At 51.1% G+C, this 20,643-nt stretch carries 17 protein-coding genes; 15 read left to right on the forward strand and 2 right to left on the reverse strand.

What is annotated here, in order from left to right; translation table 11 throughout:
• Nucleotide 1: 1 nt before the first annotated feature.
• The 15 genes from K5753_01700 (at nt 2) to gltA (ending at nt 18,507) form a co-directional block, all read left to right on the forward strand.
• On the forward strand, nt 2-1,594 hold the full coding sequence (locus K5753_01700; protein ID MCR4725918.1) for an extracellular solute-binding protein: 1,593 nt from the start codon (nt 2-4) through the stop codon (nt 1,592-1,594).
• 7 nt (nt 1,595-1,601) lie between these two features.
• Nucleotides 1,602-3,110, forward strand: a complete 1,509-nt coding sequence (locus K5753_01705; protein ID MCR4725919.1) for a hypothetical protein — start codon at nt 1,602-1,604, stop codon at nt 3,108-3,110.
• A 10-nt stretch (nt 3,111-3,120) separates the two neighbouring features.
• Nucleotides 3,121-5,742 carry a hypothetical protein gene (locus tag K5753_01710; GenBank protein MCR4725920.1) on the forward strand — a complete coding sequence of 874 codons (2,622 nt, stop codon included), beginning with the start codon at nt 3,121-3,123 and terminating at the stop codon, nt 5,740-5,742.
• Nucleotides 5,743-5,765: 23 nt separating this feature from the next.
• Nucleotides 5,766-6,779 (forward strand): glycosidase, encoded by a 1,014-nt coding sequence (locus tag K5753_01715; protein MCR4725921.1) that lies wholly within the window; start codon nt 5,766-5,768, stop codon nt 6,777-6,779.
• Nucleotides 6,776-8,107: an InlB B-repeat-containing protein gene (locus tag K5753_01720; GenBank protein ID MCR4725922.1), complete on the forward strand. Its 1,332-nt coding sequence runs from the start codon at nt 6,776-6,778 to the stop codon at nt 8,105-8,107. Before K5753_01715 ends, K5753_01720 begins: the two co-directional genes overlap by 4 nt.
• On the forward strand, nt 8,091-8,705 hold the full coding sequence (locus K5753_01725; protein ID MCR4725923.1) for a hypothetical protein: 615 nt from the start codon (nt 8,091-8,093) through the stop codon (nt 8,703-8,705). The genes K5753_01720 and K5753_01725 overlap by 17 nt, the downstream gene beginning before the upstream one ends.
• Nucleotides 8,693-9,160 (forward strand): hypothetical protein, encoded by a 468-nt coding sequence (locus tag K5753_01730; GenBank protein MCR4725924.1) that lies wholly within the window; start codon nt 8,693-8,695, stop codon nt 9,158-9,160. Before K5753_01725 ends, K5753_01730 begins: the two co-directional genes overlap by 13 nt.
• Nucleotides 9,153-9,704, forward strand: a complete 552-nt coding sequence (locus K5753_01735; protein ID MCR4725925.1) for a hypothetical protein — start codon at nt 9,153-9,155, stop codon at nt 9,702-9,704. The genes K5753_01730 and K5753_01735 overlap by 8 nt, the downstream gene beginning before the upstream one ends.
• Nucleotides 9,697-10,548: a hypothetical protein gene (locus K5753_01740; GenBank protein ID MCR4725926.1), complete on the forward strand. Its 852-nt coding sequence runs from the start codon at nt 9,697-9,699 to the stop codon at nt 10,546-10,548. The genes K5753_01735 and K5753_01740 overlap by 8 nt, the downstream gene beginning before the upstream one ends.
• A complete protein-coding gene (locus K5753_01745; protein MCR4725927.1) occupies nt 10,541-12,400 on the forward strand; it encodes an ABC transporter ATP-binding protein in 1,860 nt (619 codons plus the stop codon). The genes K5753_01740 and K5753_01745 overlap by 8 nt, the downstream gene beginning before the upstream one ends.
• Before the next feature lie 47 nt (nt 12,401-12,447).
• Nucleotides 12,448-14,067: a phospho-sugar mutase gene (locus tag K5753_01750; protein MCR4725928.1), complete on the forward strand. Its 1,620-nt coding sequence runs from the start codon at nt 12,448-12,450 to the stop codon at nt 14,065-14,067.
• A gap of 153 nt (nt 14,068-14,220) precedes the next feature.
• Complete coding sequence (locus K5753_01755; protein MCR4725929.1) at nt 14,221-14,949, forward strand: ATP-binding cassette domain-containing protein; 729 nt, start codon at nt 14,221-14,223, stop codon at nt 14,947-14,949.
• A gap of 9 nt (nt 14,950-14,958) precedes the next feature.
• A complete protein-coding gene (locus K5753_01760) occupies nt 14,959-15,882 on the forward strand; it encodes a SufD family Fe-S cluster assembly protein (GenBank protein MCR4725930.1) in 924 nt (307 codons plus the stop codon).
• Between the two features lie 361 nt (nt 15,883-16,243).
• Nucleotides 16,244-17,092, forward strand: a complete 849-nt coding sequence (locus K5753_01765; GenBank protein MCR4725931.1) for a sulfide/dihydroorotate dehydrogenase-like FAD/NAD-binding protein — start codon at nt 16,244-16,246, stop codon at nt 17,090-17,092.
• A 2-nt stretch (nt 17,093-17,094) separates the two neighbouring features.
• The gene (gene gltA, locus K5753_01770) at nt 17,095-18,507 is read left to right on the forward strand and encodes an NADPH-dependent glutamate synthase (GenBank protein ID MCR4725932.1); all 1,413 of its coding nucleotides are present in this window, start codon (nt 17,095-17,097) and stop codon (nt 18,505-18,507) included.
• Between the two features lie 125 nt (nt 18,508-18,632).
• Here gltA and K5753_01775 read toward each other — a convergent pair whose 3' ends face one another.
• Together K5753_01775 and K5753_01780 are read right to left on the reverse strand one after the other, a co-directional pair.
• Nucleotides 18,633-20,300: an SGNH/GDSL hydrolase family protein gene (locus K5753_01775; protein ID MCR4725933.1), complete on the reverse strand. Its 1,668-nt coding sequence runs from the start codon at nt 20,298-20,300 to the stop codon at nt 18,633-18,635.
• A 132-nt stretch (nt 20,301-20,432) separates the two neighbouring features.
• A partial coding sequence (locus K5753_01780) for a hypothetical protein (protein MCR4725934.1) occupies nt 20,433-20,643 on the reverse strand: 211 nt, incomplete at its 5' end.

A 20,643-nucleotide genomic window follows, 5' to 3' on the forward strand; every position in this document is an offset into this window, starting at 1 on the left:
TATGAAAAAAGTTTTACTCGTAGTTTTGGTTTTGTCTCTCGTGGCTGGTTTGTTCGCGGGCTTTGCGGGTTGCGCAAAGAAGAACGACGAAGGCACGATCACGATCCGCAACCTGTACTTTAACGATTGGAACGGCGACGACGCGTATACCGCCGCGCTCGAAGAACAATTCGGGATCAAGATCAAGACTTCCACCTATTCTTGGGCGGACTGGGATCAACAGGTTTCCTCCGCGATCAACGGCGGCAACGTGACGGACGTTTTCCAAGCCGATATCGATAGCTATAACTTTGCGAACAGTTACGCATTCTGGGCGGACGATCGCGACATCAAGCCGCTTCCCTCCGACCTTTCTCCATGGCCCAACCTCAAAGCGATGATCGAGGGAATCTTGGACGTGGACGAACTCAAATACAAAGCGAAAGGGGATAAGGAAAAACGCTTGTGGGGTATTCCCGTCGCGAAAAACATTCAGGGCGGCGAGGCGGATTTCACTCCGTTTACTTACGTCTACCGCCGCGACTGGGCGAAACAGTACGGCGTCTATAAAGAGAACGATATTTACACTTGGGAAGAATTCAACACCCTTCTTCAAACTTTCTATAATCAAAAATGCAGAAGCGGCGACTTCTACGCGCTCGTGGACGTCGAATGGGGCTTCCCGTCGATCGTGAATTTCTATAAGACCGCTCCGCACTGCTTCGCGATCGGATCGAACGGAAAAATCGTTTCCAACTACGCTTCCGACGAGTATGTCGCGGGCTTGACCAAATCGAAAAATTTCGTCTCGTCCAAGATCTACGGGTACGAGCAGTATTCCTCCAACGAGGGCGACGCGAATAAGAAGTACTACGGCGGAAGAGTCGGCGTCTTCTACGAGAACCTTTCCCTTTCGAACTACACGACGCTTCGCAACAAGATCAAGGAAGCGAATAAGAACCTCTCCGCGGAAGCTTTGGACGATATGACCGCGATTATGAAGGTCAAAGGTCCGGACGGCAAGTACGCGCTCGAAGGGCAGCTCGACTGGTTCTCGATGACGTTCTTTTCTTCGAAGATTTCCGACGAAAAAATGAAAAAGATCCTCGACATTATGGATTATCTTTTGTCCGAAGAAGGGACGATGCTCGCGAAGTACGGATTCGAAGATTACGACTACACCGTCGAAAACGGGAAAGTGACCTTGACGAACGCGGGCTGGGAGAGGGACGACAGCGGTCGTTATATCGATAAATACAACGGCGCGAAATATCTCCGCTATATGTGCACGCTCGGCTACGATATGACCGCGACCGACCCGATGACCGATCAAAAGGCGTATACGATCCTGAACGCTTGGACGGCCTTTATGAAAGAGCAAAAAGCCGCGGGCAATCTCCGCGTTTTGAACGAAGATCCGCAGGTAAAGTGGATGAACGACAAGAGCGTCGTGAAGACCAAGGCGGAAAAATCCGGTAAACTCCTCGAAGACGCGAACGCCGCCGTTATGCAGTACTGCTACGGTAACCTCTCGCTCGATAAGTATAAATCCGCGGTCAACGATTCGACTTGGCAAAAAGTTTTGAAAGAAATCAACGACGCCCTCGGCAAATAAGGAACCTATGAAAAGAATTACGGCAATTTTAATTCTCATAACGCTCGTCCTGTGCGGCTCTTTCGCTTGCTCGAAGAAAACCGCGTCGGGGGAGAGTTATTTCTCCAAAGAAGACGTCGTTTCTTCGTCGTTCGACGGGCTCGGCGTCGAGTGGGGAACGTATGAAGATATCAACAAGACCGTCAAAGGGTCTTGGGATCGCGTCATCGCTTCGGTGGACAAGCTGAATCCTTCGCTCGTCCGTTGTATGACCAACCTCGATTGGTTCGTCGTCGATTTCGACGATAAGGATACGGAAGACCTTTCGGACGATACTTGGAATTACACCTTCAACAATAAATATATGAAGAACGCGTGCGACGTTCTCGATTATTGTCAGGCGCACGGCATTCGCGTGGCGTTCGGCGTCTGGAACGTGATCGGAAACGTCGATCCCGAAAAAGATCTCTACAAAATGATCCCGAACGCGACTTCCGATCTTCGCTGGGCGAAGATGATTGCGGATCTTATGGAGTATCTGATTAAGATCAAAGGATACGACTGCATCCGTTGGTTCGTAAATACGAACGAACCGAATAACGTCGGCGTGATCGGTTCTTCCAAAAACGCCTATAACACCTATGCAAAGTGGGAAGCGGGCGTCCGAAACGTCCGCAGAGCGCTCGACGCGGTCGATCTTTCTTCTCTCGATATCATCGGCGGCGACACGACGGGGATCGTCGGTTCCACGCAGTATTTGCCGAAGGTCGCGTCCAACCTCAAAAACATCGTCCGTAATTACGGACTGCATATGTACGTCAGTAATTACGATATCGATAACGCGCGCTATCAGAAGAATTTGAGCAATCTTTATAAGAAAGTTCAAAAGAACGATAAATTCCTCGGAAGAACCAAACAAATGATCATTTGGGAAGCGGGACTTTTGGACGGCAAGAACGTCGTTACCGACTGCAACGCGTATATCACGAGTTTCTCCTACGGTCTCCGTATGGCGGATTACACCGTTCAAAGCATTCTTTCGGGTATCAACGGACTCGTCTATTGGGATCTCGACGACGCGATGCATTTTATGTATAACGAAGGAGGCAACACTCCGAAAGAGTGGGGAATGTTCTCGACGCTCGCTTCCGCGACGTCCGCGAAGCAGGAATACCGCCCTTGGTTCCATTCGACCGTCCTTTTGACGAATCTTTTCCGCCCCGGTAACACGATTTACAGATCGTCCTCCGGCGCGGACGGCGTCCGCACGCTCGCGACCGTTTCCGCCGACCGCAAGAAAGGCGGTTTCGTCGCCGTGAACAGCACGCGTTTCCCCGTGACCGAAGAATTCGCGCTCGAAGAACCCGTTGAAGGAAGCGGAAAACTTTATATCTACGTTTACAGTCAAAACACGCTGAAACTCGGCGCGGACGGATTCGTCGTCCCGAATTACGTCATCGACGGATCGCTGAACGCGAAGACCAAGATCGAGATTCCCGCGTCCGCCGTGGTATTCGTTTCGAGCGAAAGAATTTAAGGAGGGGGCTATGAAAAAGAAAATTTTGATCGTCGTCCTCTGCTTGCTCGCCGCCGCTCTCGTTTTCGGAGCGTGCGCGAAAGAAAAGAAAGACTATGCTTCCAACGCGTTTAATCCGACCGAGGTAAAAGGGGAGATCGGAGATTTCTCCGCGGTTTCTCCCAAGGATAACGCCGTCACTTTGACCGTCCCCGTCTTCTCTTGGACGGCGGCGAACAAAGCGGAGACGTATACCCTTGAAATCGCTTCCACGGACGAATTCGACCCGGAAGATAAGACCTATTTCAAAAAGATCGGGATCACGACGACGAGTTTTACGATCGGCGCTGCGCTCAAAACCAAGAATAAAACCTATTATTGGCGCGTTACCGCCGTAAATTCCGATCATTCCAAACCGTTCTCGGACGAAGTGCAGAGCTTCTATTATCAAGCGAATATGCAGGAAGAAGTCCCGATCGAGATCGCGTATGCGGACGAATGGACGGTTCACGAAGTCGGATCGAAAGCCACCGTCGGGATCGATAAGAAGGATTTCTTCGGAAACGGAAAGGATTCTTTGACCGTTAAATTCGACGAGGAAGACACGAACCGAGGCGAAGGCTTCGAAGAATCGGACGGCTGGATCGTCGTTACTCACAGCCACGAGACGGAGTTTTACGGCGTGGACGCTTTCTATTTCAATTTCTACTATGCGGGCAACGATTCCGAGATCCTTTTCCGCGTCGTGGATGAAGATAACGAATACTGGAACGCGCCGATCAAACTTGCGAACAACGCGAAACAAACGATCATTATTCGCTTCGACGAGTTCACGCTCCGCACGAAGGGCGGCACGCCGATACAAAACCAAGTTTTCGACTATAACTATATTAAGTCGTTCGAACTCGTCTTCGAGAAATCGTTCGGCGACGGAATCGCTTATTTCTCCGACCTTCGCGCGATCAATTACGCGAAGTACGGAGATCTCTTTATTTCCGAGTTTGATTTCAACGATTATAAAGACGAGTTTACGTTCGAAAACTATAATTTCGGCGTCACCGTTCCCGAGGACGGTTCTTCTTTGACTTATTCGTTCAGCGGACAACCCAACGCGCAAAACGAGAGGGGCATCCAAGGATACGGTTTCGTTAAGATGAACGTCAATAAACTCCTCGCGAAGGGCGACGCTTTCGCTTTGGATCTTTCTTTGACCGATCCGCAAAACTATAAAAACGGTAAGATCCTGATCCGCATCGTCGAAGAAGACGGCGATCGTTGGGCGTATTCGCAGAGCGCTTCGACCGTCCCCGCATCCGGAAAACTCGTCGTGCCGTACACGGCGTTCACGCTCTCCGAATTCAAGGGTGACGGCTTCCGTCAATTCTACTATATCAAGGCGCTTCAAATCGGCTTGTCCGACGTCTATTCGGGCGGTACGGTGACGATCGCGAATCTGCGTGTCACGACGTTGGAAGAAGAGGTTGACGATCTGTATAAAGGCAGCGTTTCGGATACGGGCGTGATCGAAGATTTCTCTTCTTACGATAATTCGCTCGATCTTTACTACGTCTGGCAAACTTCCGCTTCCAATAAGGACGAGGAGATGCAGCTCGATTCCGAGAATGCGCTCGGATCGAAAAACAAAGCGGGTAAATTCGGGTATAAGACCGATATGGGCGAAGCGGTTTACGGCGTTCGATTCGAAACCGCGGAAGGCTATAACGGCGTCGAGATCCAAGCCAAGGACGCGCCGAACGAAGGAGTAAAAACCAAACTCACGGTGACCGTCTACGCCGAGACGGGCGAGGCGTACTCCTACGTTATCGACGCGCTTTCTTCCGCTTGGAACAGCTATAAGATCGCGTTCTCCGATATGGCGCTCGCGGAAGGGTATTTCGGCTCCGCGGAAGTCTTGTCGAGCGATAACATCATCGGATTCTCGATCTCGATGCAATACTACTTCTACGCGAACATCCTCGGCGTGCAAAAAGCCTCTCCGAAGTATCTTTCGAATAACTACGTCTTCGTCGATAATATTCGATTCATTAACGTGGAAAGTTCGTCCGTTACCGAGCTGTCGGATAAGATCATGCCGTCGGAAGGGAATCGCAAACTCGCCCTCGTCTCGAATTTCGACGACGAAGAGGCGGATTCGCTTTCTTGGGACACGACGTCTTCCGTGTCTTATGCCGCGGCGACTTTGACGGACTCGACCGCGTCGGGAGAGGGGCAGGCGCTCGCGCTTTCCTACAAGACGAAAATGGATGCGGTTTCCTATTACACGAACGTAAAGATCGATTCTTCGGTCGACGCGAACGGCGTTTCCTTCCTTTTGAAAGGAGACCAATATTCCGCGACCGTTTATTTGAATCTTTTTATGAGTTATAACGGAGCCTCTTATCAAACCCGCGTCGAACTCAAAAACGTTCAAGAGGGATGGGCGACTTATAAAATCGGATTCGACGCATTTACGGACGCGAACGGCGGTTCTTTCGAAATGAAAAAGACCTACGTTCCCTACATCAATAAGATTTCCGTCGCGGTCAAGAGCTTCGGCGGTAATTATAACGTTTCGAACGTCACGATCGACGATCTCTATCTTGACGGAACGATCGAAACGACGACGAACAGCGCGGTCGCATACGGCGCATAAATCTAACGAAGAAGGACAGAAAAATGAAACTCGAAAAGTATGCAAAAAACCCGATTTTGAAGCCGAAAGGCGAAGCGTGGGAATCGCTCTGCGTTTTGAATCCCGCAGTCGTTTACGACGAGAAAAGCAAGCGCTTTAAGATGCTTTATCGCGCCGCCGGAAACGACGCGACCCACCATATTTATCTCGGTCTCGCCGAGAGTAAAGACGGATTCCGTTTCAGAAGGGCGTCGATCTGCCCCGTGCTTTCGCCTACGCCCGGCGGTGCGGACGAAGGTTGCGTCGAAGATCCGCGTCTCGTTAAAATGGGAGATTATTATTATTTGACCTACGCTTCGCGCACGTTTGCGCCCGGGCAGTATTGGAAAAAGGATTGCGGTTATTTCGGCTTTAAGCCGGACGACGGACCGACGATGCTCGTAAATAATAACAGCGTTACCCATCTTGCGATCAGTCAGGATCTCCGAATTTGGAAAAAGCTCGGTCGAATGACGGATAGCCGGTTGGACGACCGCGACGTCTATATCTTCCCCGAGAAAGTCGACGGGAAATACGTCCGTCTTTCGCGCCCGATGGAATGGTGCGGCGAAGGCTTCGAGAACGAAAACCCCGCGATTTGGATCGCTTTCTCCGAAGACCTTTTGGAATGGGGCAAGCCCGAACTTTTGATGAAAGGCAAGGAGTGGTGGGAAGACCAAAAAGTCGGAGGCTCCACGCCGCCCGTAAAATGTAAGTACGGCTGGCTGCTTCTGTATCACGGCGTCGCGAAAAAAGACGGCGGTTATCGAGTCGGCGCGGTGATTCTGGATGAAAAAGATCCGAGAAAGATTCTCGCGCGCACCAAAGATTTCGTTATGGAACCGGAATTCCCGTTTGAGACGGACGGCTATTATAACGGTTGCGTTTTCCCGACGGGGATCGCGGTAAAAGACGGCGTTATGTACGTCTATTACGGCGCGGCGGATAAATACGTTTGCGTCGCGACCGCGCCTTTCGAGGAATTCTGCGAAAGCGTTTATAAAGAGGGGAAATTATGAAGAAAGCGTTTTTGGCATTGATTTTGGTTTGTTCCGTGCTCGCGGCGGTCTTTCTTCCCGCGTGTACTCCGAAAGGGAGTTATACCTACTCGCCGACGCCCGCGACCGCTCGTTTTATGACGAACACGGAAGGCTCGGTCGTGGAACTTTCTTCCGGAAGAGAGGCGATCGCGGAAAATACGCTTTTCTACAAGACGACCGTGAACGTCGGATCGACGATTACGCCGCCTTCCGAATCTCCCGAGAGAAAAGGCTATCGCTTCGTCGGCTGGTCGATCGATAAAGAAGGCACCGAACGCTTTGATTTTTCGACGCCTTTGACGGGTAGTTTGAATCTTTACGCGATGTGGGAAAGAAATCAGGAGGAAGAGGCGCAGGAAACCTACGTCGAACCCGTTTTGACCTTTAAAGAGAAGATCGACGAAAGCGTTCCTTTCGCTTTGAACGGCGTTTGCAATCAGCCCGTCGAAGAGGGTGTCGTTTCTTTGACGACGGCGGGGATCGCGCGTTTGACGGCTTCTTCGGATGACGTTCGCTCTCTTTTGAATTACACCAGAGCTTCGGCGACGACCTTGAAAAGCGCGGTTTATTCGGCGGGGCTCGTCACCGTTACTTATTCTGCGGGCGGCGCGGATCAAAAGATCGAAGTCAGCGTTAACGACGTTACTTCCGAACTCGTCGTTACGAGCGCCGAAGGCTCCTCGATCGACGTGGCGGGCTTCGAAAAGAAAGCTAAGAAGTACGAAGCGCTTTCTTTCGACTCCTATAAAGTCGTTATGGGTGGTTCGTCCTCTATGGAAAACTGGTCGGATTCCACCGTCAAAATGGCTCCCGTGACGACGAAAAACGTCGGTATCGGCGGGTCGTCTTCCTATCATTGGGCGAATTGCTACGCGGATCGCTTGATCATTCCGTATAACCCGCGCGCCGTCGTCCTGTACGTCGGGATCAACGATATTATCAATTTCCATAAGACGGGCGATCAAACGGCGCAAAGTTTGATCCGCTTGTTCGAGCATTTGCACGATCGTTTGCCCGAAGCGACCGTTCATTTCATTTTGATCAATAAAGTGCCGGGATATTATCCGCAGCATAAGACTGCGATCGACAAAGCGAACGATCTCGTGATCGAATATGCGAAGACGCACGAATACTTGAATATTATCGACGCGGGAACCGTCCTTGAAAAGGATTCCGGAAAGTATTCCGAGGCGTATTTCCTGAACGACGGTTTGCATATGTCCCAAGCCGGTTACGTCCTTTGGGGGGCGGAAGTCAGAAAAGCCGTGATCGCGGACGACGAGGAGCGTTATGGAAATAAAGCATAGAGTGGATATGTTCCGTTACGAGCCGGAACTTCAAAGCATTATCGCAAAACAAGGCAAGCCCTGCGACGTCCTTTTTTACGGGAGCAGTACGTTCGGCATTTGGAAAGAGATTGAAGAGGTTTTTAAGGATTACCGCGCGATCAACGCGGGGTTCGGCGGCTCGACTTCGGACGAAGCTCTGTTCCACTATGAAAGAGTCGCAAAACCTTTTTGTCCAAAAGTCGTCGTTTGGTATTACGGGGATAACGAGCCCGTTTGCTCGTATACGGCGGAGGAGAGCAAGGCGCTTTTCCTCGCTACTTGGGATAAATTCCGCAAGGATTTCCCGGGCGTAAAGATCGTCTCGATCGCGACGAAGACGAGTTTTGCTCGCGACGAGTATAAAGATTACGTTCGCGAAATGAACGATTGGCAAAGAGAGCAGGCGAAAAAATTCGATTGGTTGACCTTTATCGAGACTGCGGATCTTTGCAAAGACGAAAAAGGCGAATATATCTTCGAGAATTATCTCGACGATAAATTGCACTTCGGTCCGAAGGCGTATGCCGTGATCGAAAAAAGAGTAAAGGCGGTCCTCGATTCGCTATGCGTCTCGTAACGGAAGAGGACGCGCGGGTCGCGCAAAAGAAAGTAAGAACGCTCGTCGGCGTTTACGCGGGGATCTCCTCGGTTTTCGTCGCCGCCGCGCTTTTGCTTTTGTTTCTTTCGCCGGAAAAGTACGTTCCGTTTCTCGTCCTCGACGTCATTTTGACCGCGGGATTCGGGGTCTACTCCGTTTATTTCTTTACGATCTCGCTTTTTTCGGCGAGAAAAGTAAGAAATAAGATCGAGCGCGCTCTTGACGCTCGCTCCGAAACGCAGTTCGCGGTCTATAAGGAATCCGAAGGATCGAAGACCGTAGACGGCGTCGAGCTTTGCTCGTATATCTTCCTCGTTAAGGGAGCGGAGCGCGAGTATAAGACCTTCGAGCCGTATGCTTTCGAGGTCGGAAAACGATATCGGATCGAATCCGGCGCGGGCATCGTCCTCGACGCGGAGGAAGAAAATGAATAAGCGTTTTAAGGACACGTTTTCTTCCGAATGGGTCAAGTACGTCGTCGTGATCGTCCTTTCCGTCGTGATTTGGGTCGCGGCGTTCGGGCTGTATCACGCGCCGAAAGACCATGAAAAAATCGAGTTGTTTTTCGCTGGAAAGGTCAAAGATTATTCCTTTGCGGAGATTGCGAAAACAAGCTCGAAAGAAATCAAAAAGGTCGAGATCTCTTCGAGCGATCCCGCCGAGGCGATCCCATTCGGTCAAAAGTATCGCGTCGTCGGGTTGAACGGAAGCGACGTCGTCCTCGTCCCGCAATCCGTCGCGGAAAGTACGGACTGCAAGGGTTCGTTTTTACCGCTCGACGGGATCGGCGAACCGTTCAAGCAGGGTGAAGAGTCCTACGGGGTTTTTCTTCCTGAAAACGCGATCGACGCTTTGAACCGCTTTTTCGCGTTCGGAAAAGAGCGATACGTCGCGTTCGTCGTCGCTTCGTCGGTCAATGCCGGTAAGATCACGGATCACGCGATCGACTTCGTAAAATGGTTGGTGGAGTATGTTTAAGCATAAGGAACTCAAAGTAAACGCGGAAGACGCCTCTCTTCCGAAGAACAGGAAAGAACTGTTTTTGACCGTTCTGAAAGACGACTTTTATCTTCTTGCGGAGATCAGCGTCCTTCTTTTCTTGTTTTCGTTACCGCTTGCGGGCGCGTTTGCTTTCGAATTGACCTTGTTTGCGGGGCAAAGCTCCGTTACGGCGCAAAAGGTTTTTTCCATCTGCTTTTATCTCGGGCTTGCGGAAGTCCCGCTGTGGGGCGTTCGCTATATCGGGAGATACGCCGCGTTCGGCGTTATGAAAAGAAGGGCGCATAACGAAGGCGGGTACGTCAAAGAGATCTTCTTCGACTATTTGAAGAAAGGCGCGTTGAACGGGTTTTTGATCGGAGTGATCCTCGGCGTCGTGATCTTTCTTTGGCAGATCGGATGCGCGTTTTTGCTTTCGTTTTCCGATAACGCGCTCTTGAAGGGGCTGGGGATCGGCGGCGCGACTCTCGTTTTCCTCGTCGTTTACGGCGCGGCGGAAAACTTTCTCGCGGGCGACGTGTTTTACGAACTCACCTTCCTCGGCTGTTTACGGAACGCGTTTTCTTTCTGCTTTGCGGCGTTTCCGCTTGCCGCTTTGCATTTTTTCGTGAATTTGGGGCTCCCTTTGATCCTGACCTTCGTCAGCTATTACAGTCTGATCGGGATCGGGCTTCTTTGGGCGCTTTGGGCGGACGGTGTTTCCTGTTTCGCCGCGACGTTATACAGCCATAAGCTGTTTGATAAGTATATAAATTCGGTCTATTTCGCCGACTATATAAATAAAGGTCTTTCAAGAGAAGAAAAGGAGAAAAAGGATGGCTGATCTGTTACTTGAAAATGTTTACAAGGTCTACGAAGGGGGCGTTCGCGCCGTGTCCGATTTCAATCTTAAAATCGCAGACAAAGAGTTTATCGTGTTCGTCGGACCTTCCGGTTGCGGAAAAAGTACGACGCTTCGTATGATCGCCGGACTCGAAGAGATCACTTCGGGCAGCCTTTTTATCGGCGGAACGAAGATGAACGACGTCGAACCGATGAATCGAAATATCGCGATGGTTTTCCAAAACTACGCGTTGTATCCGCATATGACCGTGTTTCAAAATATGGCGTTCGGTTTGAAGCTCCGTAAAGCGAATCCGAAGGAGATCGAAGATCGCGTAAAGAGAGCGGCGGAGATTCTCGGCATCACCGATCTTTTACAGAGAAAGCCGAAAGCGCTTTCGGGCGGTCAAAGGCAGAGGGTCGCGCTCGGTCGCGCGATCGTTCGCGAGCCGAACGTCTTCCTTTTGGACGAACCGCTTTCCAACTTGGACGCCAAATTGCGCGTTCAAATGCGCTCGGAGATTACGAAACTCCATAAAAAACTCGCGACTACCTTTATTTACGTTACGCACGATCAAACCGAGGCGATGACGATGGGCGACAGGATCGTCGTTATGAAAGACGGCTTGATCCAGCAGGTCGATTCTCCCGCAACGCTGTACGAACAGCCGAGAAACGTTTTCGTCGCGACCTTCCTCGGTTCTCCTCAAATGAATATTTTCGAGGCGAACCTCGAAAAAGCGGGCGATAAACTCAAAGTCGTTTTCGGTGAGAATCAAAGCGCGGAATTCTCGTTGACCAAGACGAAACAACTCGCGAACGAAAAATACGTTTCCGAAAAGGTTTTGTTCGGGATCCGCCCCGAGAATATCAAGCTCGGAAAAGAGGGGATCAAGGCGAAAGTGGACGTCGTGGAGCATCTCGGTAGCGAAACCATCGTTTACGCCGAAGTCGCGGGTCTGGCGCAAAACGTGATCGTTAAAATCCCGACGAATCACGAGATCGTGGACGGAATGGACGTTTTCCTCGTCTTCGATATGGAAAAAGCGCACTTGTTCGACGCGGAAACCAAGCAATCCGTTATGGGCGTTCCGGACGTGAACCGCATTCCCGCCGCGATCGAAGACGGGCGTCTCGTCCTCGGGAAAGAGAAGTTCGATCTTCCCGAGAAAGTTCGAGAGCGTTTCTTTGATTTTACCGTTCGCGATCTCGTCGAGATCCGCGTTCCCTCGAACGAGGTTTCTTTGGAAGAAGTTCCGGACTGCATTCCCGTAAAAGCGAAGGTCGATTTCGTCGTTCCGGGGAGCGATTGCACCGCGGTTTATGCGAATACCGATCTCTCGGAGAACCAATTCGTTTTCCGCGTGAAGGACGTAAAGATCAAGTCCGGCGACGAACTTACTTTGTTCTTGCCGTTTTCGGAAATTACCTTTAACGGCGCGGACGGTTTGCGCCTGAACAGCCGCGAAAAGGTATCGGATAACGTCGCGCCTTGCGTCGTTTCCACGAAGGACGGCGTTTCGACCGTTAAAGTCGGCGGCGCGAGCCTTTCCTATCCCGATCTCGGCGTCGCGGACGGAGAATACAAGATGCGTTTGATCTCCGATAAACTCGATTTTATGTACGACGCGAAGTACGCGAAAAAGCATAATATCGAAAGGGTCGTGAAAGAAAACGCAGTGACCGCGAAAGCGTATGACGAAGACAGGCTCGGCGATAAAAACGCCGTCTATTGCGCGGTCAAAGGGTTCCCGAATTACGTTACCGCCGTCCTCCCCGCGGATTTCTCGGTCTATAAAATGCCGGTTTTCAAATTCGTGATCGGGAAAGACGTTTTCGAGCTGATTAAGTAAGCACCGCGGTCAAGCCGCGAATATCAATACGGAAAAAGAGGATTATTATGAGAAACGTTAAAGAATTGTATGAACTGTGGAAAAGCAAAGTGACGGAGAAAGAACTCGCGGACGAGCTTGCCGCGATCTCTGGCGACGAAGAAAAGATCTCCGACGCCTTTTATCAGGACCTCGCGTTCGGGACGGGCGGTTTGCGCGGCGTCCTCGGCGCGGGAACGAACCGAATGAACGTCTATACCGTCGGAAAAGCGACGCAAGGGCTTGCCTCTTACGTCCTGTCGCATTATAAAGAGGGGGAAAGAAGCGTCGCGATCAGCTACGACTCGCGCATCAATTCCGACCTTTTTGCGAAAAAAGCAGCCGAGATCTTCGCGGCGAACGGGATTAAAGCCTTTTTGTATAAGACCTTGATGCCGACTCCGTGCCTCTCTTTCGCCGTCCGTAAACTCGGTTGCGCGGCGGGCGTTATGGTCACCGCATCGCATAATCCCGCGAAATATAACGGGTATAAGGTTTACGGAGCGGACGGTTGCCAAATCACCGAAGAGGCGGCTGTGGAGATCCTTTCCGCGATCGAAAAGACGGATGCGTTCGACGGCGTAAAGACCGTCGATTTCGACGCGGCTCTCGGAAGCGGCGCGATCGAATATATCAAAGACGAAGTCTTGACCGAATTCATCGAAAGAGTCAAGAAAGAATCCGTCGTTAAAGGCGAAAAACTCGACCGCACGGCGAAAATCGTCTATTCTCCGCTGAACGGCACGGGTCTCGTCCCCGTGACGCGCATTTTGAAAGAAACCGGCTTTGAAAACGTCGTGATCGTCAAAGAGCAGGAAAAGCCCGACGGACATTTCCCGACTTGCCCGTATCCGAACCCAGAGATCCGCGAAGCGCTGACCCTCGGTTTGGAATATGCGGAGCGGCTCGGCGCGGATATTTTGATCGCGACCGATCCCGACTGCGACCGCGTGGGAATCGCCGTAAAGAACAACGAAGGCGGCTTCTCGCTTTTGAGCGGAAACGAAACGGGATTCTTGCTCATTGATTTCATTTGCCGTATGCGCTTGAAAAACGGAACGATGCCGAAGAATCCGCGCATGGTCAAAACCATTGTTACGAGCGATCTCGCGGAAAAGATCGCCGCGAAGTACGGCGTTCAAACGAGCAACGTCCTGACCGGCTTTAAGTATATCGGCGAGCAGATCGGTCTTTTGGAAAAGAAAGGAGAGGAAGACTCCTACATCTTCGGATTCGAAGAGAGCTACGGTTATTTGACGGGTTCTTACGTCCGCGACAAGGACGCGGTGGACGGCGTCTTTATGATCGCGGAGATGTTTGCTTATTACAGAGCGCAAGGGATCTCGCTTCTCGATAAACTGAATGAGATCTATCGCGAGTTCGGACATTACGTTTCCTCGCTCGAATGCAAGCAATTCGAGGGCGCGGAAGGCTTCAAAAAGATGCAGGACATTATGAATGACTATCGCGCAGCGAAAGAAGTAGAAGGGAAAAAGGTCGTCTCGATGAAAGACTATTCGCTCGGGATCGACGGACTCCCGAAATCCAACGTTGTTAAATTTGTCTTGGAAGACGGCAGCACGCTCGTCGCGCGTCCTTCCGGAACGGAGCCTAAACTCAAAATCTATCGTTGCAGGATCGAAGACTGAATCTCTCGCGATAAATCGTGAAAACGGCGCTTTGCTTCGGCAAGGCGCTTTTTCGTTGAAAAAATCGAAATCGGCGAGAAAAATGGGCGTAAAATGAAAGACTAAACGGAAAAAATGGTTTATAATAAAAATACGAACGAAAAAGAGGTCGCTATGTTAGAACTGAAAAACGTGTCTTTTTCCGTTACGGATAACGGGGAAAGGAAAGAAATCATCAAAGACGTCAGTCTTACCGTGGAAAGCGGCAAGATCGTCGTTATTACGGGACCGAACGGAGGCGGGAAATCGACGCTTGCCCGTTTGATTATGGGGATCGAAAAGCCTTCGTCCGGTAGGATCTTTTATAACGGCGAGGACGTCACCGATCTTTCCGTGACGGAGAGAGCGAAAGCGGGCGTTTCTTTCGCGTTTCAGCAACCCGTCAAATTCAAAGGTTTGAAAGTCCTCGATCTTTTGCGCCTCGCGAGCGGGAGAAAGCTCTCCACGGGCGACGCTTGCGAATATCTTTCCGCCGTCGGTCTTTGCGCGCGCAATTATATTGACCGCGAACTGAACGCAAGTCTTTCCGGAGGCGAATTGAAGCGCGTGGAGATCGCGGAAATTATCGCGAGAAATTCTCGCCTGAGCATTTTCGACGAGCCGGAAGCGGGGATCGACCTTTGGAGCTTTGCCAATTTGATTAAAGTTTTCGATACGATGAAAAAGAAAAATCCGGACGGCGCGATCGTCATCATTTCGCACCAAGAGCGCATATTGAATATTGCGGACGAGATCGTCGTTATCAAAAACGGGCGCGTCGATCGGACGGGGTCGAAAGAAGAGATCCTTCCGTCTTTGATGATGTCGGACGATTTCGTGGGCGAATGCCCGAAAAACGCGTAGGAGGGCAGTATGAAATTCGATGAGATCCAACTCCGCCTTCTCGAAGAGATCGCCGAACTTCACGGCGTCCCGGAGGGTGCCTACAATATTCGATCCAATTCCGAAGCGCTCGGCAGAAAAAGCACCGAGCATATCGTAATTTCCCCGAAAAAAGAGGTTTCGGGTATCGACATCACGATCGCTCCCGAGACGAAGAACGAAAGCGTCCATATCCCCGTCGTTTTGACCAAAAGCGGTTTGAAAGAGACGGTTTACAATGATTTTTACGTCGGCGAAGGCGCGGACGTTTTGATCGTCGCGGGATGCGGGATCGATAACTGCGGCGCGGGCGACTCCGAGCACGACGGCGTGCATCGCTTCTTTTTGAAAAAGGGTGCGAAAGTCCGCTACGTCGAAAAGCATTACGGATCGGGCGTAGGAAAAGGAAAACGAATCTTGAATCCCGTTACCGAAGCCTATTTGGACGAAGACGCCGAAATGACTATGGAAATGGTCCAGATCAAAGGCGTGGACGACACGACTCGGACGACGCTTTGCGTCTTGAAGGATCGAGCGAAACTCGTCGTTCGCGAAAGACTGATGACGCACGATGATCAAAAGGCGGTCAGCGTCTATGACGTAAAACTCGAAGGCGAAGGCGCAAGCGCGGACGTCGTCTCGCGCGCGGTCGCGAAAGGAACGTCTTTCCAGAAGTTTGACGCGAAAATCACCGGCGACGCCCCCTGTTACGGTCACACGGAATGCGATTCCATTATTATGGACGACGGAAAGATCCTTGCCGTCCCGTCTCTTCAAGCGAATCACGTCGATGCCTCTCTCGTCCACGAAGCGGCGATCGGAAAGATCGCGGGCGAACAGCTTATCAAGCTGATGACGCTCGGATTGACGGAGAAGGAGGCGGAGGAACAGATTATTAGCGGCTTCCTTCGCTGATTAAGCGGCTTTGAATATCGCGCAATTGCTTCGTTTACTGACTTTGTCGCCGTGCATCACGTACAAGTAGTACGCTCGACACGGCAACTCGCCGAGCCTCGCACTTGCATTGATCTTCAAAAGCCGCTATTTTTTTTCGTGCGGTTTTTCGTCGAGCCTCGAATTTTCATTAATCTCCGAAGTCGCTCTGAAATAAAAATGTTTTTGTGGAATATTCCACTAATGTAACATTCTGTTCTGCTTTTTTCTTTGGAATTTCGCATTTTTAAGGCGATTTTTTGCAATTTGATAGATATTTTTTCGCTCCTTTGTTGACTATACGCGGATTGCGACCTTATAATAATTTCTAATGAGGTGAATTATGTATAAAATTCTTACGAAAAAAAGTTTGAATCCCACCGTTACCTTTATGGAGATCGAAGCGCCGCTCGTCGCGAATAAAGCGAAAGCGGGGCAGTTCATCATTTTAAGGGTGGATGAAGAAGGCGAAAGAATTCCTTTGACCGTCGCGGGCGTGGATAAGGAAAAAGGCGGAGTCAAGATCATTTTCCAAATCGTCGGCGCGACGACGGAAAAACTCAATCACAAAGCCGAAGGCGAATTCATTCAGGATTTCGTTGGTCCGCTTGGGACGCCCACGCATATCGAAGGGCTTAAAAAAGTCTGCGTCGTAGGCGGTGGCGTCGGCTGCGCGATCGCGCTTCCCATTGCGGAAGCACTCCACGCGCAGGGCACCGAAGTGACGAGCATCGTCGGTTTCCGTAATAAGGACCTTTTGATCTTGGAAGACGAATTCAAGGCTTGCTCCGATCGTCTGGTCGTTATGACGGACGACGGCTCCTACGCGCGCCACGGAAACGTTACCGTTCCTTTGAAAGAGATGCTTGATGCGGGCGAGACCTTTGATATGATCATAACGATCGGTCCGCTTATTATGATGAAATTCGTCGTCGCGACCGCAAAGCCGTTCGGCGTTCCCGTGACCGTCTCGATGAACCCGATTATGATCGATGGGACGGGGATGTGCGGCGGTTGCCGTTTGACCTTGACGCAGGACGGTAAACGCGTCACGAAATTCGCTTGCGTGGACGGTCCCGATTTCAACGGTTACGAAGTCGATTTCGACGAAGCAATGTCGAGAGGCAGAACGTATTTCGAATTCGAGCGCAAAGCTCACGAGAAAGTCTGCAATCTCTTTAAGGGGGTATAACTATGCCGAATATGAATCCGAAGAAAAACGAAATGCCGACGCAGGATCCCTTGGTCCGCGCGCATAATTTCAGTGAAGTTGCCCTCGGCTACGAAGAGAGCGTCGCGGTAGACGAGGCGAATCGTTGCTTGAACTGCAAAGCGATGCCTTGTGTTTCCGGTTGTCCGGTCAACATTCGTATCCCCGAATTTATCGCGAAGATCCGCGAGCTCGATTTCGAGGGCGCGTATCAAATCATTACCCAAACGTCCAGTCTTCCCGCCGTTTGCGGCAGGGTTTGTCCGCAGGAAACGCAATGCGAAAGCAAATGCGTTCGCGGTATCAAAGGGGAGAGCGTCGGGATCGGCAGACTCGAACGTTTCGTTGCCGATTATCATAACGCGCATTCCGTGACGGCTCCGAAGAAACCCGCTCCGAACGGACATAAAGTCGCGGTCATCGGTTCCGGTCCTTCGGGCTTGACTTGCGCGGGCGATCTTGCGAAGAAAGGATACTCCGTTACCGTCTTCGAAGCTTTGCACCTCGCGGGCGGCGTCCTCGTGTACGGGATTCCCGAGTTCCGTCTTCCGAAATCCATCGTCCAAAAAGAAGTCGAGACGTTGAAAGCGCTCGGCGTCGAAGTCATGACGAACGTCGTTATCGGAAAGACGTTGACGGTGGACGAGCTTTTCGAAATGGGCTTCGAATCCGTCTTTATCGGATCGGGCGCGGGACTTCCGAACTTTATGAATATCCCGGGCGAAGCGCTGAAAGGCGTCTATTCCGCAAACGAGTTCCTGACGAGAAGCAACCTTATGAAAGCCTATAAAGACGATCCCGATACCCCGATTATGAAAGGCGGCAAAGTCGCCGTCGTCGGCGGTGGTAACGTCGCGATGGACGCGGCGCGTACGGCGCTCCGTCTCGGCGCGGAAAAGGTTTACATCGTCTATCGTCGTTCGATGGAAGAGCTTCCCGCGAGAAAGGAAGAAGTCGAGCACGCGATGGAAGAGGGAATCGAATTCCGTCTCTTGACCAACCCGACCGAGATCCTCGGCTATAAAAACGAAAACGATCCCCGCGATCCGAAAAACGGTTCGGTCATCGGAATGAACTGCATCAAAATGGAGCTCGGCGAACCCGATCAAAAGGGCAGAAGACGCCCCGTTCCAGTCGAAGGTTCGGACTTTACGATCGATCTCGACGTCGTCATTATGGCGATCGGAACTTCTCCGAATCCGCTTTTGAAAAACACCACCGATGGCTTGGACGTAAACAGCCGCGGAGGAATTATCGTAAACGAGTCCGGTTTGACTTCGCGCATCGCGGTTTATGCGGGCGGTGATGCGGTCACGGGCGCGGCTACCGTTATTTCCGCGATGGGCGCGGGAAAGGTCGCGGCAAAAGCGATCGACGAGTATCTGTCTCAAAAGTAATAGGATTGCGAAACGTAGCGAAACCTTTGTCTTCGCTCCGATTCGTATCGAAAAGGCGTGGCATATGCCACGCCTTTTTCTGTCGTTTTCGTCGTTTTGAATTTTTTGGTATTGCGCCCGAACTATTATCGTTTTGTTGCTGTGATGTCGAGTTTCAAAACTTCGATTGCCATATGAACGACGGTTTTTCCGTCGTCCGATTCGGTCAAGAGCATACGCGCATAGCTTTCGCCCTCGTTGAACGCGTTATTCAAATAAACGGCGGTCATCGGTTCTTTTGTCACGGGCGAGGGGTACGTCTCTAAACGATACTGCCCGACGTAGCGCACGCGAATTTTCTCTTTCAGAAGCGAAGAAGAGGAAAGGATCAAGTGATTCGTTTCGCGGAACGTTTTGCTCATGGTCCGGAAGGCTTCGCTTTCGCGGTCGATTCCTTCGATGACGATCCCGTGCGCCGTTTCGAAAACGTCGATCATCGCGTTCAGATCGTAGGGGTCTACTCCGGGGAAAAATTGTTTGACGTAAGGAGCCAGCATTTCAAAGTCCGCTACTTCCGAGACGTCAAAGGATTTCGAGTCCAAAAAAGCGGCGACCAAGCGTCGGGCGCTCGGCGAGAGTTCCGCCGTCATCTCGAACGTTCCGTCCGATCCGAAACGAATATAACTTTTGTTCGCGTTGAAATAGGATAAAAGGTTTAGGTCCATCATCGAAACCGTGTCGAAGCGGAAAAGTTTCGATTCGCCAAAGTGCGTTCCTTTGAGCGTGAGCGTGTTTTCGTTTTTGGGAATAGCGGAAGAAACGCCGTCGAAATAGGCGTTGGATACCTGCCGAACGGTTTTTGCGTCGCGGATGTCTTTCAAGATCTCGTCTTTGCTCTTCAAGTTCGGATAAATGCGTTCGAGCTGCGCGGCGCGGATCGCTTTGTAATTTTTCAAAACGTTTTTGCCGGAGAGAGAAAGTTCGTCCAGTTTTTGTTGCAAAACTTCGGCGATCGCGGCGTGACCTTCGTTTTTCGGGTGAATTCCGTCCTCTTGGAAGAAGCGTTCCCAGCGGGTCGGGTCTTCGTCGCGGATTTTTTCCAACGCGGAATAGACGTCGCAAAGATAGGTGGGCTCCGCTGTTTCCGAATCGGAATGATCAGCGATATATTCGGTGAAGATCTTATTGACTTCGCGCACCGCGATTCCCATTAATTCGTGATATCGATCGGGCGTATAGCCACATTGCGCGAGCGCGTTTTTGTAAGAGGAAGCGATCAACGGGGAGTCTTCCTTTGCGGGGTTGTACAGCGTTTGAAGAAAAATCGTCGCGGTCGGATTCAATGAGCGGATATAGGAAAGCGTCGCGTCTAAATTCGCGCGCGCACGGTCTCGCCGCTTTTGCAGTTCCGTGAGATCGCCGCGGGCGATCGAAAGCATCATGGCGTTTCGACTCGAAAGGATCAAGTCGTTTCCGACGATCGAAATATGAATGATATCCGCCGCGGTCAAAAGCGATTTGATCTGTTCGACGCCGTCGTCTTCCTTTTTAACGTAGGAAAGAAGGTTGCTCGTCGTCGAACCGCTGACGGCGCGATTATAAAACTTGTATTCGTTCGTCTTGCCGACGACTCCGTAATAGGCGTAGGATTCGCGCTCGTTGAACGGCATGGGTCCTGCGACTCCTTCGGCGATCGAATCTCCCAAAAAAAGAATGGTTTTCTTGTTTTCGGTCTTCGAATCGGCGGAGCAAGCGGAAAGGGCAAGGAGTGATAAGAGAAGAAAAAGGAATAACGCAGCAAAGAATTTTTTCAAGTTGAAGTCTCCGAAAAGAATATTATTTAACAGTATAACGAAAAAACGGACTCTTGGCAAACGAAAAGTCCGTTTTTATCCATTCGACTTCTGTTTCGATCTCCGATTACGCGAAGGGCGATCGCCGTCGCGTTATTCGTTTGTTGCAGGGGAGCTCTCGGCGTTTTCTTCGGCGTTCGTTTTCGTCTCGGCAGAGAGAGCGATCTTTTCGTCCGTCACGCCCGCGGGAACGTTTTCGGGGATCTCTTCTTCGGCTTTCTTTTTCGCCTTCCATTCCCAATGCAGGGGTTTGGACAGGACTTTATAGACGAGGAAGGTTACGAAACTGACGACGCCGAGCCTC

This window comes from Clostridia bacterium, assembly GCA_024685775.1.
In the GTDB taxonomy this organism is placed as follows: Bacteria; Bacillota; Clostridia; order Christensenellales; family CAG-1252; genus CAG-1252.

Bases quoted from the DNA above. Each gene is read 5' to 3' on its own strand.
- K5753_01700 (MCR4725918.1), top strand. From the start codon at position 2: ATGAAAAAAGTTTTACTCGTAGTTTTGGTTTTGTCTCTCGTGGCTGGT.
- K5753_01705 (MCR4725919.1), top strand. From the start codon at position 1,602: ATGAAAAGAATTACGGCAATTTTAATTCTCATAACGCTCGTCCTGTGC.
- K5753_01710 (MCR4725920.1), top strand. From the start codon at position 3,121: ATGAAAAAGAAAATTTTGATCGTCGTCCTCTGCTTGCTCGCCGCCGCT.
- K5753_01715 (MCR4725921.1), top strand. From the start codon at position 5,766: ATGAAACTCGAAAAGTATGCAAAAAACCCGATTTTGAAGCCGAAAGGC.
- K5753_01720 (MCR4725922.1), top strand. From the start codon at position 6,776: ATGAAGAAAGCGTTTTTGGCATTGATTTTGGTTTGTTCCGTGCTCGCG.
- K5753_01725 (MCR4725923.1), top strand. From the start codon at position 8,091: ATGGAAATAAAGCATAGAGTGGATATGTTCCGTTACGAGCCGGAACTT.
- K5753_01730 (MCR4725924.1), top strand. From the start codon at position 8,693: ATGCGTCTCGTAACGGAAGAGGACGCGCGGGTCGCGCAAAAGAAAGTA.
- K5753_01735 (MCR4725925.1), top strand. From the start codon at position 9,153: ATGAATAAGCGTTTTAAGGACACGTTTTCTTCCGAATGGGTCAAGTAC.
- K5753_01740 (MCR4725926.1), top strand. From the start codon at position 9,697: ATGTTTAAGCATAAGGAACTCAAAGTAAACGCGGAAGACGCCTCTCTT.
- K5753_01745 (MCR4725927.1), top strand. From the start codon at position 10,541: ATGGCTGATCTGTTACTTGAAAATGTTTACAAGGTCTACGAAGGGGGC.
- K5753_01750 (MCR4725928.1), top strand. From the start codon at position 12,448: ATGAGAAACGTTAAAGAATTGTATGAACTGTGGAAAAGCAAAGTGACG.
- K5753_01755 (MCR4725929.1), top strand. From the start codon at position 14,221: ATGTTAGAACTGAAAAACGTGTCTTTTTCCGTTACGGATAACGGGGAA.
- K5753_01760 (MCR4725930.1), top strand. From the start codon at position 14,959: ATGAAATTCGATGAGATCCAACTCCGCCTTCTCGAAGAGATCGCCGAA.
- K5753_01765 (MCR4725931.1), top strand. From the start codon at position 16,244: ATGTATAAAATTCTTACGAAAAAAAGTTTGAATCCCACCGTTACCTTT.
- gltA (MCR4725932.1), top strand. From the start codon at position 17,095: ATGCCGAATATGAATCCGAAGAAAAACGAAATGCCGACGCAGGATCCC.